Source organism: Rhizobium sp. LCM 4573 (genome assembly GCF_001854865.1).
Classification (GTDB): Bacteria; Pseudomonadota; Alphaproteobacteria; order Rhizobiales; family Rhizobiaceae; genus Neorhizobium.
This window is the reverse complement of sequence record NZ_MDDW01000006.1, coordinates 146,884-159,736: the sequence shown is the minus strand read 5'-3', so window position 1 is coordinate 159,736 and position 12,853 is coordinate 146,884. Positions and strand designations below refer to the sequence as shown.

Annotated in this window: 11 protein-coding genes; 2 read left to right on the top strand and 9 right to left on the bottom strand. The window is 62.0% G+C overall.

What is annotated here, in order from left to right:
* Positions 1 to 14: 14 nt before the first annotated feature.
* Complete coding sequence (gene recG / locus LCM4573_RS13270) at positions 15 to 2,123, top strand: ATP-dependent DNA helicase RecG (RefSeq protein WP_071006778.1); 2,109 nt, start codon at positions 15 to 17, stop codon at positions 2,121 to 2,123.
* A 21-nt stretch (positions 2,124 to 2,144) separates the two neighbouring features.
* Here recG and LCM4573_RS13265 read toward each other — a convergent pair whose 3' ends face one another.
* From LCM4573_RS13265 to glmS, 3 genes are read right to left on the bottom strand one after another with little or no spacing between them, the layout of a single operon-like run.
* A complete protein-coding gene (locus LCM4573_RS13265; protein WP_071006777.1) occupies positions 2,145 to 2,849 on the bottom strand; it encodes a DUF502 domain-containing protein in 705 nt (234 codons plus the stop codon).
* Positions 2,850 to 2,864: 15 nt separating this feature from the next.
* Positions 2,865 to 3,368, bottom strand: coding sequence for a GNAT family N-acetyltransferase (locus tag LCM4573_RS13260; RefSeq protein ID WP_071006775.1), 504 nt, complete (start codon positions 3,366 to 3,368; stop codon positions 2,865 to 2,867).
* Entirely contained in the window at positions 3,365 to 5,191 is a 1,827-nt protein-coding gene (glmS, locus tag LCM4573_RS13255) for a glutamine--fructose-6-phosphate transaminase (isomerizing) (protein ID WP_071006773.1), read from the bottom strand. Before glmS ends, LCM4573_RS13260 begins: the two co-directional genes overlap by 4 nt.
* 213 nt (positions 5,192 to 5,404) lie before the next feature.
* Between glmS and LCM4573_RS28080 the strand changes: the two genes are divergently transcribed.
* Positions 5,405 to 5,572: a hypothetical protein gene (locus tag LCM4573_RS28080; RefSeq protein WP_157895504.1), complete on the top strand. Its 168-nt coding sequence runs from the start codon at positions 5,405 to 5,407 to the stop codon at positions 5,570 to 5,572.
* Here the strand turns inward: LCM4573_RS28080 and glmU are convergent.
* The 6 genes from glmU to pcsA all read right to left on the bottom strand — a co-directional run bounded on the left by glmU (position 5,569) and on the right by pcsA (position 12,652).
* A complete protein-coding gene (gene glmU / locus LCM4573_RS13250) occupies positions 5,569 to 6,930 on the bottom strand; it encodes a bifunctional UDP-N-acetylglucosamine diphosphorylase/glucosamine-1-phosphate N-acetyltransferase GlmU (protein WP_071006771.1) in 1,362 nt (453 codons plus the stop codon). The two genes, LCM4573_RS28080 and glmU, sit on opposite strands and share 4 nt — an antisense overlap.
* Positions 6,931 to 7,077: 147 nt before the next feature.
* Positions 7,078 to 8,151: a BMP family ABC transporter substrate-binding protein gene (locus LCM4573_RS13245; protein WP_071006769.1), complete on the bottom strand. Its 1,074-nt coding sequence runs from the start codon at positions 8,149 to 8,151 to the stop codon at positions 7,078 to 7,080.
* A 44-nt stretch (positions 8,152 to 8,195) separates the two neighbouring features.
* A complete protein-coding gene (locus LCM4573_RS13240) occupies positions 8,196 to 9,110 on the bottom strand; it encodes an ABC transporter permease (RefSeq protein ID WP_071006768.1) in 915 nt (304 codons plus the stop codon).
* Position 9,111: 1 nt separating this feature from the next.
* Positions 9,112 to 10,197 carry an ABC transporter permease gene (locus LCM4573_RS13235; RefSeq protein WP_071006767.1) on the bottom strand — a complete coding sequence of 362 codons (1,086 nt, stop codon included), beginning with the start codon at positions 10,195 to 10,197 and terminating at the stop codon, positions 9,112 to 9,114.
* Positions 10,187 to 11,761, bottom strand: coding sequence for an ABC transporter ATP-binding protein (locus tag LCM4573_RS13230; protein ID WP_071006766.1), 1,575 nt, complete (start codon positions 11,759 to 11,761; stop codon positions 10,187 to 10,189). The genes LCM4573_RS13235 and LCM4573_RS13230 overlap by 11 nt, the downstream gene beginning before the upstream one ends.
* 162 nt (positions 11,762 to 11,923) lie before the next feature.
* Positions 11,924 to 12,652: a phosphatidylcholine synthase gene (pcsA, locus tag LCM4573_RS13225; protein ID WP_198539719.1), complete on the bottom strand. Its 729-nt coding sequence runs from the start codon at positions 12,650 to 12,652 to the stop codon at positions 11,924 to 11,926.
* Positions 12,653 to 12,853: the final 201 nt, after the last annotated feature.

Below are 12,853 nucleotides of genomic sequence, written 5' to 3'. Positions count from 1 at the left end.
CGCATTTTGCTGCCATGCGTCCTGCAGTCCTTGACCCTCTGTTCTCTTCCGTCGCGTCGCTTGCGGGCGTCGGCCCGAAGCTTGCCGAATTGATCGCGCGTGTGACGGGCCGCGAGGACGCAGACGATTGCCGGGTGATCGACCTGCTTTTTCACGCCCCCTACTCGCTAATCGACCGGCGCAATCGCCCCGGCATCGCGCTGGCACCCCAAGGGGCCATCGTCACAATCGAGGGACGTGTCGACCGGCATCAGCCGCCTCCGCGCGGCAAGCCGAACGTCCCCTATCGCGTCTTCCTGCATGACGAGACCGGCGAATTGGCGTTGACGTTTTTTCGTGCCAAGGGGGATTGGCTGCAGAAATCCCTGCCGCTTGATGAAACGGTGATGGTCAGCGGCAAGGTCGACTGGTTCAACGGCCGGCCGTCCATGGTTCATCCGGATTTCATCGTGAAAGCTTCCGAGGCGGAAAACCTGCCGCTGATCGAACCCGTCTATCCGCTGACCGCCGGCCTTTCGCCGAAAGTGCTGCGAAAGGCGATCGACGGCGCAATCGCACGGCTTCCGGCCTTGCCAGAGTGGATCGATAAGGCTCTTTTCCAGCGTCAGGGATTTCTTTCCGCCGCCGACAGCTTCCGTCGCTTGCACGATCCGCGCGACGAGGCGGATATCGATCCGCAGTCCCCCGCCCGACGGCGGCTTGCCTATGACGAGTTCCTCGCCGGCCAGGTGTCGCTCTCGCTCGTGCGCCAGCGGCTACGCCGGGTTCCCGGAGAACCGATCAGGGTCAAAGGCGATCTTGCCGCGAAGATCATCGCTAATCTGCCCTTCTCGCTGACCCCAAGTCAGAAGAGCGCCGTCGAAGACATCTTGAAGGACATGGCGGGCGACACTCGCATGCTGCGCCTTCTGCAGGGCGATGTCGGCGCGGGCAAGACGCTGGTCGCCCTGCTTTCCATGGCGGCGGCGGTCGAGGCCGGCGGACAGGCTGTGCTGATGGCGCCGACGGAAATCCTGGCGCGGCAGCATTTCGCGACGATTTCCAAGCTGGCGGGGCCGGCCGGGATCAATGTCGAGGTGCTGACCGGCCGCACCAAGGGCCGTGAGCGCGATGCCATTGCGGAAAGGATCGCCTCCGGAGAGGCGCAAATCGTTATCGGCACGCACGCGCTTTTCCAGGATGCGGTCAACTATCACAATCTGATGCTTGCCGTGGTGGACGAACAGCATCGCTTCGGTGTGCACCAGCGCCTTCGGCTGACGGCGAAGGGAGTTTCACCGCATATGCTGGTGATGACCGCGACGCCCATTCCGCGCACATTGGTGCTTGCCGCCTTCGGCGACATGGATGTCTCGAAGCTCACCGAAAAGCCGGCCGGCCGCAAGCCGATCCAGACCGTGACGATACCGACGGAACGTATCAACGAGATCGTTTCCCGGCTGAGAGCCGCGATCTCGGAAGGAAAGAAGGCCTATTGGATATGCCCGCTGGTCGAAGAGTCGGATGTATCCGACCTGATGTCGGCCGAAGAACGTCATGCCGTGCTTGCCCGCGAACTTGGCGCCGCCAATGTCGGCCTCGTCCATGGGCGCATGTCCGGGCCTGAAAAGGATGCGGTGATGACCGCCTTCAAGAGCGGCGAAATCCGGCTACTGGTGGCGACGACCGTCGTGGAAGTCGGCGTCGACGTGCCCGACGCGACGATCATGGTCATCGAACATGCCGAGCGGTTCGGACTCGCGCAGCTTCACCAGCTTCGCGGCCGTGTCGGGCGCGGTGACGAAGCCTCCACCTGCATCCTCCTCTACAAGGGACCGCTCAGCGAAACCGGAAAGGCCCGACTCTCCATCCTGCGTGACAGCGAGGACGGCTTCCTGATCGCCGAGGAAGACTTACGTTTGCGCGGCGAAGGCGAACTTCTCGGCACCCGCCAGTCCGGCACGCCCGGTTTCAGGATCGCCAGCCTGGAGGCGCATGCGGACCTGCTCGAGATCGCCCGCAAGGATGCCGCCTATCTTCTGGAGCGCGATCCCGAGCTCGTCAGCGAGCGTGGCCAGAACATGCGCGTGCTCCTCTACCTTCATCGGCGCGACGAAGCGATCCGGTTCCTGCGGGCGGGGTGAACGAAGTCTTCTCGCGAGCCGTCAGGAGCGGGAGGGCTCCGCGGGCGGTGCGGCTGGAAGCGCGACGGTATCTGATTTCCTGGGCTTGTATTCCGGTGCGATCAGACCTCCGGAGATCAGGAGCTTCGCCCCCTCCTCCGGCGTCATGTCGAGCATGATGATCTTGCTCTTCGGCACGAACATCAGGAATCCGGCAGTCGGAACCGGCGTCGGCGCCAAGAACACGGCCATCATCTCCTCGCCTTGCTCATTAAGGCGCGCGGCCACCTCGCCTTGCGCATTGCCGGCTATGAAAACCAACGCCCAGGTGCCGGGGCTCGGAAACTCGATCAGCCCGACCTTCTTGAAAGAGGTAGACTGCTCCTTCAGCACGGTCTCGAAGATCTGCTTCAGGCTCTTGTAGATCGTCCGGACGAGCGGCATCCGGTGCAGCAGGGATTCGCCGAAATTGACGATCGAGCGGCCGATCAGGTTCTTGCCGAGAAAGCCGATAATGGTGATGAACACCACCGCGATCAGCAGGCCCGTGCCGGGAATGGTGATGTTGAAGTAATATTGGGGGTCGTAGCGCTGCGGAATATAGGGTGTGACCCAGCTATCGGCCCAGTCGATCAGCGCGAAAGTCAGCCATATGGTGATGGCAAGCGGCGCGCAGATGATGAGCCCTGCCAGGAAATTATTCCGGATGCGCCCGGCCAGCGAAATTCTTTCCGGACTGTCGTTCATCCGCGTTCCGTCATGTCATGCTATGTCGTCATAAAAGGCCTTATGATAGGCGACAATGCCGGATGCCATCGGCCCATGCAAGGCCAGCGCCATGAAATAGTCGGGCGGAAAATCGGGCAATACGAGATCGTCATTCCGCGTGAAACCGAAGCGGCCGTAATACGCGGGATCGCCGGCCACCACGCAACCCGCGGCACCGATCGCGCGAAGCTCCTCCAGGCCTTTCCGGATCAATGCGCTGCCGATCCCCTCGCCTTGCCGTTGCGGGTGGACGGAAACCGGGCCCATGCCATACCAATCCATCACGCCGTCGGAGATTTCCACCCGGGAAAAGGCAACATGGCCAAGGATTTCCCCACCCTCGTCCGCGACCAGGGAGAGAACCAGGGCGCCGGCTTTGCGCAGCCGATCGACGATCAGCGGCTCGCTTCCGTCGCTGTGCGGATGGCCGGAGAAGGCCAGTTCCGTCACCGAATGGATCGCGGCCTCATCGCCGAGATTTTCCGGCCGGATAATCATTCCACCGTCACCGACTTGGCAAGGTTGCGCGGCTGGTCGACGTCGGTCCCCATGAAGACGGCCGTGTGATAGGCGAGCAGCTGAATGGGCAGCGAGAAGATCATCGGCGCGATGATCTCGTCCACATTCGGCAGCGTGATCGTCGCCATGGTCGGCAGCTTGGAGGCGGCAGCGCCCTTCTCGTCGGTGATGAAGATGATCCTGCCGCCGCGTGCGGCCACTTCCTGCATGTTCGAGACCGTCTTCTCGAAGAAGCGATCATGCGGGGCGATAACGATCACCGGCATGTTCTCATCGATGAGCGCGATAGGCCCGTGCTTCAGCTCGCCCGCAGCATAGCCTTCGGCGTGAATATAGGAGATTTCCTTGAGCTTCAGCGCGCCTTCAAGCGCCAGCGGATAGCTGGTGCCGCGGCCGAGATAGAGTACATCCTTGAAGCGGGAGAGATCGCGCGAGAGCGTTTCGATCTGCGGCTGAACCTCGTTCAATACCCGGCTCATGATACGCGGCATCTCGGCGAGATGCCGGACCATTGCCGTTTCCTGCTCGGCCGATACCGTTCCGCGCGCGCGGCCGGCGCCGACCGCGAGTGCGGCCAGCACAGCGAGCTGGCAGGTGAAGGCCTTGGTGGAAGCGACGCCGATTTCCGGCCCTGCCAGGATCGGGAAGATAGCGTCGGATTCGCGGGCGATCGTGGATTCCCGAACATTTACGATCGCGCCGATCTTCAGCCCTTCCTGCTTGCAGTAGCGCAGCGAGGCAAGCGTATCTGCGGTTTCCCCGGACTGCGAGATGAAGAGAGCCGCCTGCGAGGGCGAGAGCGGCAATTCGCGGTAGCGAAACTCGGAGGCGACATCGATCTCGACCGGCAAGCGTGCATACCGCTCAAACCAGTATTTGCCGATGAGACCGGAAAGGTAGGCTGTGCCGCAAGCGGAGATCGCAAGGCCGGAGAGCTTGCCGAAGTCGATCGCCGTGTCGTTTGCCTTCACCGTATTGGCGGCGAAGTCGATATAGTGGCTGAGTGCGTGCGAGATGATCTCCGGCTGCTCATAGATTTCCTTCTCCATGAAGTGCCGGTGGTTGCCCTTGTCCACCATGAAGGCGGAAGCCTGGGAAATCTGGCTGCGCCGCTGCACGGGCTTGCCGGAATAATCGACGATCTCGACGCCCCCTGCGGTCATGATGGCGCAGTCGCCATCGACCAGGTAGGTGATCTCGTTGGTGAAGGGCGAAAGCGCGATGGCATCCGAGCCGAGGAACATTTCGCCCTGCCCGTGGCCGATCGCCAGCGGAGGCCCGAAACGGGCGGCCATGATCGTGCCCGGATCGTTCTCGAACATCACCACCAGCGCATAGGCGCCGGCGACGCGGTTCAGCATGGCAAGCATCGCCGCGCGGCGGTCGAGACCCTGACGCAGATATTTGGCGAGGAGATGGGCAACCACTTCCGTATCGGTCTGGCTCTCGAAGACCGCGCCTTCGGAAAGCAGTTCATCCTTCAGCTCGGAGAAGTTCTCGATGATGCCGTTATGGACGACGGCCACACCCTCTACGAAATGCGGATGAGCATTGGTCTCGTTCGGCACGCCATGGGTGGCCCAGCGGGTATGGGCGATGCCGATCCTGCCCGGCAGCGGCTCGGCATCAAGCAGCTTTTCCAGGTTGAACAGCTTACCCTCGGCGCGGCGCCGGTCCATCCTGCCGCCGTGGATCGTCGCGACGCCGGCGGAATCATAGCCGCGATATTCGAGCCGCCGAAGCGCATCGACGAGCCGCCCCGCCACCGCTTCCCTTCCGACGATCCCGACAATCCCGCACATGAACAATCTCTCCGTTTGGTTGAACCGGGCGAATTCCTAGCGGATTGCCCGCTTTGCGCAATCCGCCCAGCGGTCACTTTCGATGTATGAAAGTAACGCGAACGCTTTAACGCCACCTTTCAGCCGAAACATCACTGCCCGGTGACATTGCATTCAGGGAACCACCGGCGTCCCATGCGGTTATTACGAGCGTGACGCAACCGGTCGAGGACCATGACCAATCAGGACAACGACCCCATCGTTCAACCGAGCGATCCCCCGGCAGAAAAGGCCGTGAAAAGGCAAGCAGGTCGCGGCCTCGTGCTGTTCATCATCGGCCTCGGCGTCGCGGCGTTCGTGCTCTATCTGACGATCATCCTCTACGCCGGAATTACGAGCTAGGCTTTCGCCTTCTTCGCAGCCTTGAAGGCAAGCGCCCGCTCGCGAATGGCTTTTGCGCGCTCCGGCTTCACCTCCTGCCGCGCTCGACCGAGCGCAAGAGCGTCGGCGGGAACATCGGCGGTGATGACGCTGCCGGAGGCCACATAGGCTCCATCACCGATAGAGACCGGCGCGACGAGAGCGGAGTTCGAACCGATGAAGGCATTCGCGCCTATGCGGGTCACATGCTTGTTCACGCCATCGTAGTTGCATGTGATGGTGCCGGCACCGATGTTCGAATGCGCGCCCACGAAGGAATCGCCGATATAGGTCAGGTGGTTGACCTTGGCGCCTTCGCCGATCTCGGCCTTCTTCACCTCGCAGAAATTGCCAACCTTCGAATCTGCTGCAAGATGCGCGCCAGGACGCAGCCGCGCGAAAGGCCCGACTGTCGCGCCAGCGCTCACATGCGCGCCTTCCAGGTGCGAGAAGGCGTGAACGACGGCGCCACCCTCGATCGTGACCCCCGGTCCGAAGACGACATTCGGCTCGATCAGCGCGTCCTGGCCGATCTCGGTGTCGTAGGCGAGGAAAACGGTTTCCGGCGCGATCATCGTAACACCCGCAAGCATCAATTCGTGGCGGCGCCGCTCCTGCCAAAGCTTTTCGATCTGGGCGAGTTCGGCGCGGTTGTTGCAGCCGGTCAGTTCGGCCTCCGGCGCATCCACCGCGACGACCTTGCCGCCGGCCTCGCGGGCTATCTCGACGATATCAGTCAGATAATATTCGCCCTTGGCGTTGTCGTTGCCGATCTTTTCGAGAAGCGAGAGCGCCTTGCGTCCGTCGATCGCCATCAGCCCGCTATTGCACCAGGTGACCTTGCGCTCCTCATCGGTCGCATCCTTTTCCTCCCGGATCGCGACAAGCTCACCGTTTTCGACAAGCAGGCGGCCGTAACCGGTCGGTTTATCGGTATGAAAGCCGATCACCACCACGTCCGCCCCCTCGGCGAGCTTCTGCCGCGCCGCCAGAAAGGGTGCCGAGGTAATCAGAGGCACGTCGCCATAGGCGACGAGGACATCATCATAGCCACGCGCGATCGCCTCCTTCGCCGCGAGCACGGCATGGCCGGTTCCGAGGCGCTCGGTCTGCAGAAAAGCCTCCACCGTGACGTTCTCGACGGCGCCGGCTTTGGCGACAGCATCGGCATCGCGCCCGACCACGAGCGCCGCATCCGTCATGCCCGCGGAGGCCACCGCCGCCATCACGTGCGCGATCATCGGCCGACCGGCGATCGGGTGCAGCACCTTCGACATGGAGGACTTCATGCGGGTGCTGTCGCCGGCGGCGAGGATCACGGCAAGGCAGGAGCGGCTCATCAGGGTTCTCCGATTCAATCCATTTTGCGGGCTTTTAGCAGCAAGACGGTTGAAGGGCGATAAACAGCTTGTATCCCGAAGAAACAAAAAGGGCGCCCGAAGGCGCCCTTCATCTCACCCTCCCCTCAAGGGGACATGAGCCCGGCACTACTGCGGGAGCTTGTCGTCCACGCCTTCGACGTAGAAGTTCATGCCGAGCAGCACGCCATCCTCCGGCTTTTCGCCGGCAGCGAGCCAGGCCGAACCGTCCTGCTTGTTGATCGGGCCGGTGAAGGGGTGCAGCTCACCCGACTTGATCTTGGCTTCGGTCTCTTCAGCCATTGCCTTCACGTCATCCGGCATGTTGGTATAGGGCGCCATGGTCAGGATGCCGTCCTTGAGGCCGTCCCATATCTGCTCGGATTTCCAGGTGCCGTCGAGCAGCGCGTTGGTGCGCTTGATGTAATAGGCGCCCCAGGTATCGACGATCGCGGTGAGCTGCGTCTTCGGACCGGCGGCGATCATGTCGGACGCCTGGCCGAAGGCGAGGATGCCGCGCTCGGCGGCAACCTGCATCGGCGCCGTCGTGTCGGTATGCTGGGTCAGGATATCGACGCCCTGGTCGATCAGGGCCTTGGCGGCATCGGCTTCTTTGCCGGGATCGAACCAGGTGTTGGCCCAGACGACCTTCAGCTTGAAATCGGGATTGATGGACTTCGCGCCGAGTTCGAAGGCATTGATGCCCATCACCACTTCCGGGATCGGGAAGGACGCGATGTAGCCGGCGAGGCCCTTTTTCGACATCTTCGCGGCGATCTGGCCCTGGATATAGCGACCTTCATAGAAGCGGGAATTGTAGGTCGCGACGTTCGGCGCGGCCTTGAAGCCGGTGGCATGCTCGAACTTGATATCCGGGAATTTTTCGGCGACCTTGATCGTCGCATCCATGAAGCCGAACGAGGTGGTGAAGATCAGCGCGCAGCCGGAACGGGCCATGCGCTCGATCGCGCGCTCCGCATCCGGACCTTCCGGCACGCTTTCCAGGAATGGCGTCTCGATCTTTTCGCCGAGCGCCTTCTGCAGCTCCTGGCGGCCGATATCGTGAGCCTGCGTCCAGCCGCCATCCGTCTTCGAACCGACGTAGATGAAACAAACCTTGGTCTTGTCCTGTGCGGACGCGCCGGTCGCAAGCCCGCCCAACAGGGCTGCCGAAGCGGCAAGGGCGATAATCAGTTTCTTCATTTCTAACCTCTATTGGCGTGAAGACGGATTGTTTTCCACCGCGGTCACCGGTCGGGAACGAATGGTTTCCCGAGCGAAGCCGGCGTATTGATGAGCGTCGTGCGGCGATTATGCGAGATGATGATCAGCACGACAATAGTAGCCGCATAAGGAAGTGCGGAGAGGAGCTGGGTAGGCACGCCGATGCCGAAAGCCTGGGCGTGCAATTGCCCGATCGTGACGGCTCCGAAGAGATAGCCGCCGGCCAAAACCCTCCGCGGCCTCCAGGACGCGAACACGACAAGAGCAAGCGCAATCCAGCCACGGCCGGCGGACATGTTCTCCACCCATTGCGGCGTGTAGACGAGCGAAAGCTGCGCGCCCGCCAGACCTGCGCAGGCGCCCCCGAACATGACCGCGAGATAGCGCATGCGGACGACATGGATGCCGAGCGCATGGGCGGAGCCGTGATTGTCGCCGATTGCACGCAACTTGAGGCCCGTACGGCTGCGGAACAGAAACCAGTGGATGCCGACAATCAGGGCAACCGAAAGATAGAAGATCAGGTCCTGGTTGAAGAGTACCTTTCCGAAGAAGGGAATTTCCGAAAGGAGCGGGATTGAGATCGGCTGCAGCTTGATGCCGGGCTGGCCGACGAAGCTCTCGCCGATCTGTCCGGAAAGCCCGAGCCCCAATATGGTGAGCGCAAGGCCCGTTGCGACCTGATTGGCAACGAGCGTCAGCGTCAGGAAGCCGAAAAGCAGGGAAAACAGCGCTCCGCCGGCAATCCCGGCCAGGATGCCGATATAGGGCGAGCCGGTGTACCGGGTGGCGGCGAAGGCGAAAACGGCGCCCATGATCATCATGCCCTCGACCCCGAGGTTCAGGACGCCGGAACGCTCCGCCACCAGCTCGCCGAGCGCTGCGACGACCAGGGGGGTGGATGCGGTGATGACCGTCAGGAGGATCGCTTCGAACATGTCAGCCCCTCGCCTCCGGCTTGGCTCCAGCGAATATCAACCGGATGCGATAGTGGATGAGCGTGTCGCAGGAGAGCACGAAGAAGAGCAGCAACCCCTGGAAGACGCGGGCCACCTTATCGGAAATGCCGATCGAAAGCTGCGCCGCCTCGCCTCCGAGATAGGTGAGCGCCAGCACCAGGCCGGCGGCGATGATGCCGAGCGGGTTCAGGCGGCCGAGGAAGGCGACGATGATAGCGGTGAAACCGTAGCCCGGCGAGATGATCGGCTGCAGATGGCCGATAGAGCCGGAGACTTCCGAAATCCCCGCAAGGCCGGCAAGCGCGCCCGACAGCAGCATGGAGAACCAGACCATGCGTCTCGCGGAAAAACCCGCAAAGCGCCCTGCCCGCTCCGATTGGCCGAGCACCGAAACCTCAAAGCCCTTCAGCATGAAGCGCATCATGAACCAGACGGCGATCGCCGCGAGGATCGCGAAAATGAAGGCCCAATGCGCCCGGCCGGAGGCAAGGATTTCCGGAAGCACCGCTTCGGTGACGAAAGCCTTGGTCTGCGGGAAGTTGTAGCCCTGCGGATCGCGCCACGGCCCGCGCGTCAGCCAGTCCAGATAGAGCTGGGCGATATAAACGAGCATCAGGCTCGTCAGGATCTCATTGGTGTTGAAGCGCGTCTTGAGAAGGGCCGGAATGCCGGCATAGAGCGCGCCGCCGATCATGCCCATGACGAGCATCAGCGGCAGGATCATCGGCGAATGCCATTCGGGATTCATGACCGGCAGGATCGAGCCGGCAATGGCGCCCATGGTGAACTGGCCTTCGGCGCCGATATTCCAGTTGTTGGAGCGAAAGCAGACCGAAAGGCCGACTGCAATCAGGATCAATGGCGCGGCCTTGATCGCGAGTTCATGCAGCGACCAGACTTCCAGCAGCGGCTCTACGAAGAAGCTGTAAAGCGCATCCATGGGGTCTTTGCCGAGGAGGCTGAACATGAGTGCGCCAAACGCCAGCGTCAATGCGAGCGCGAGCAGCGGCGATACTACCGAAAACAGGCCGGATACGCGCGGGCGCTTCTCGAGCTCAATGCGCATGAGCGGTCTCCGGAATAGAATGGCTTTCGTGAATGCCGCCCATCATCAACCCGATGCGCTCCAGCGTCAGCTCCCCGGCCGGATACGATTTGGACAGCCTGCCTTCGGAAATGACGGCGATGCTGGTCGCCACCTCGAAAATCTCATCCAGATCCTGGCTGATGACGACGACGGCGGAGCCCGCCTTGGCGAGATCGATCAAGGCCTGGCGGATATGGCTTGCGGCACCGGCATCCACGCCCCAGGTCGGCTGGTTGACGACCAGCACAGCCGGCTGGCGATCGAGCTCGCGTCCGACGATGAATTTCTGCAGATTGCCGCCGGAAAGAGAACCGGCCTGCGGGTCCTCGCCGCTCTTGCGAACATCCATGGCCTCGCAGATGCGCCGCGTGGCGGAACGGACGGCATCTTGACGGATGATCGACATGCCGCCGCCAGTCAGAAAAGCCCGCTTGTCCGACTGGCTGCGGGCAAGCAGCAGATTGTCGGAAAGCGGCATGGCGGCGACCGCCGCATGGCCATGCCGTTCCTCGGGCACGAAGCCGGCACCTAGCAATCTGCGACCGTTGATGCCAAGCCGCCCTACCGGCCTGCCCCGCAGCCGGATCGCGTTGTCGTCCGCTACCGGATATTCACCGGAAAGCACATCGAAAAGCTCGCCCTGGCCGTTTCCCGCGACACCTGCGATCGCCAGGATCTCGCCGGCGCGAACCTTCATGGAGATGTTCTTCAGCGACACGGCAAAGGGCGTGCGCGCAGCGACGGAAAGGCTATCCATTTCGATCTGCACATCGCCCAGCTTCGCGGTTTCGTCGCGATGCACCTCCGCCACGTCGGAGCCGACCATCATGCGGGCAAGCGAGGCCGGCGTCTCCTGCTTCGGGTCGCAGGCTCCCCTCACCTTGCCGTGGCGCAGGACGGTGGCGCGGTCGCAGATGCGGCGCACCTCCTCCAGCCGATGGCTGATATAGAGGACCGATCGGCCTTCCGCCTTGAGCTTGAAAAGCGTCTCGAACAGCCGATCGGCCTCCTGCGGCGTCAGCACCGAGGTGGGTTCGTCCAAAATGATGAGACTCGGATTCTGCAGAAGCGCCCGCACGATCTCGATGCGCTGGCGCTCGCCGACGGAAAGGTCCGCCACATGCGCCTTCGGATCGAGCGGCAGGCCGTAAGCCTTGGAAAGAGAGGCTGCCTCGTCGGAAATCTTCGAAAGGGAGATCCTCGGATCGAGCGACAGCGCGATATTCTCCGCGACCGTCAGGGCTTCGAACAGCGAGAAATGCTGGAATACCATTCCGATGCCGAGGCGGCGCGCCTCGCCCGGAGACCTGATCGTAACAGGCGCCCCGTTCCAGAGGATCTGGCCGGCTGTCGGCTCGAGCACGCCGAACAGCATCTTCACGAGAGTGGACTTGCCGGCGCCGTTTTCCCCAAGCAGGGCGTGAATTTCACCGGCCGCGACGTCCAATTCTATCGCGTCGCAAGCGGCAAAATTACCGAAAAGCTTGGTCAATCCCCGCACCGACAAGAGCGGAACAGCCGCCGGACCTTCGGATACAGTCACTGAACCCCCTCGTTCGCTCCGTTCCCGCCTTCTTCGAGGCTTTGGTCGATACGAAGCGCATTGTTTTGAACGCCGCCCGGCCCTTCAATCCGGACGTTCCATTGATAACGTTTTTGTTGCTACGCACAACTCCAAAGAAAGACTTCCCGGAGAAACCTTCGATTATCCACCGAGCTTCGGAAAGAGCTGCAGCACCGCGCCGATGCAGTAGAGATAGATGCCCGTCACGACGACGCCGAGAACCAGCCAGGGCGGCGAGTCAAAATGCAGAAGCAGCGAATAGCCGCCCATGGCACACCACAGGAGGAAGACGCCGAGGTTCAATATTCTCAACCGTTTGACCCGCACCGGATGCAGGAAATTGATCGGCAGGAAGGTCAGCACGACGGATATGGAAACCACGACCATCGCCGTCACAGCGCTCGCCTGGATCACGAAGAGGGTGAAGACCACCATGTTCCAGACGACCGGAAAACCGGAGAAGAAGTATTCGTCCGTCTTCATTCCCGTGTCCGCATAGTAGATCGCGCTCGACACGACGATCATGCCGGCCGCCACGAAGGACCAGGGCTCGCCGATCATGCCGCTCTGATAGAGCGCAAAGGCCGGCAGCAGCACATAGGTGACGTAGTCGATGATGTTGTCGAGCGTATCGCCGGACCAGTTCGGCAGGACCTCCTTGACCCGCACCTTGCGGGCGATCGGCCCATCGATCCCATCGACGAGCAGCGCCAGTCCCAGCCACCAGAACATATCCACGAAACGCCGTTCGGCCGCGGCAACCACGCCGAGGAAGGCGAGGAACGATCCCGATGCGGTCAGCAGATGGACGCTGAATGCCCGGATTTCGGCATAGGGCACGTTCCGGTAATTGAAGATTCGTCTGATCACGCGTCAGCCCCGCCTTTCCTCGATTGTCCGAGGTATGCGGCCAATCAGGGCGCTTTGCAACGGTCAGCGCCCGTAACACTCGGTTCCACCACAGCAAATTGGCGGTTTTTCCACGGGCGTGCCGACTTGTCCCATGGATATGGCCGGCTTCAGGCTCTAGATAGCGGAGAAGCGAATTCCCATCGCGCAGGTCGCGCGACG

Coding starts and splice junctions, on each gene's coding strand:
- LCM4573_RS13260 (WP_071006775.1), bottom strand. CDS start 3,368: ATGATTATCCGGCCGGAAAATCTCGGCGATGAGGCCGCGATCCATTCG.
- LCM4573_RS13240 (WP_071006768.1), bottom strand. CDS start 9,110: ATGTTCGAAGCGATCCTCCTGACGGTCATCACCGCATCCACCCCCCTG.
- LCM4573_RS13235 (WP_071006767.1), bottom strand. CDS start 10,197: ATGCGCATTGAGCTCGAGAAGCGCCCGCGCGTATCCGGCCTGTTTTCG.
- LCM4573_RS13245 (WP_071006769.1), bottom strand. CDS start 8,151: ATGAAGAAACTGATTATCGCCCTTGCCGCTTCGGCAGCCCTGTTGGGC.
- glmS (WP_071006773.1), bottom strand. CDS start 5,191: ATGTGCGGGATTGTCGGGATCGTCGGAAGGGAAGCGGTGGCGGGGCGG.
- LCM4573_RS28080 (WP_157895504.1), top strand. CDS start 5,405: ATGACCAATCAGGACAACGACCCCATCGTTCAACCGAGCGATCCCCCG.
- recG (WP_071006778.1), top strand. CDS start 15: ATGCGTCCTGCAGTCCTTGACCCTCTGTTCTCTTCCGTCGCGTCGCTT.
- glmU (WP_071006771.1), bottom strand. CDS start 6,930: ATGAGCCGCTCCTGCCTTGCCGTGATCCTCGCCGCCGGCGACAGCACC.
- LCM4573_RS13265 (WP_071006777.1), bottom strand. CDS start 2,849: ATGAACGACAGTCCGGAAAGAATTTCGCTGGCCGGGCGCATCCGGAAT.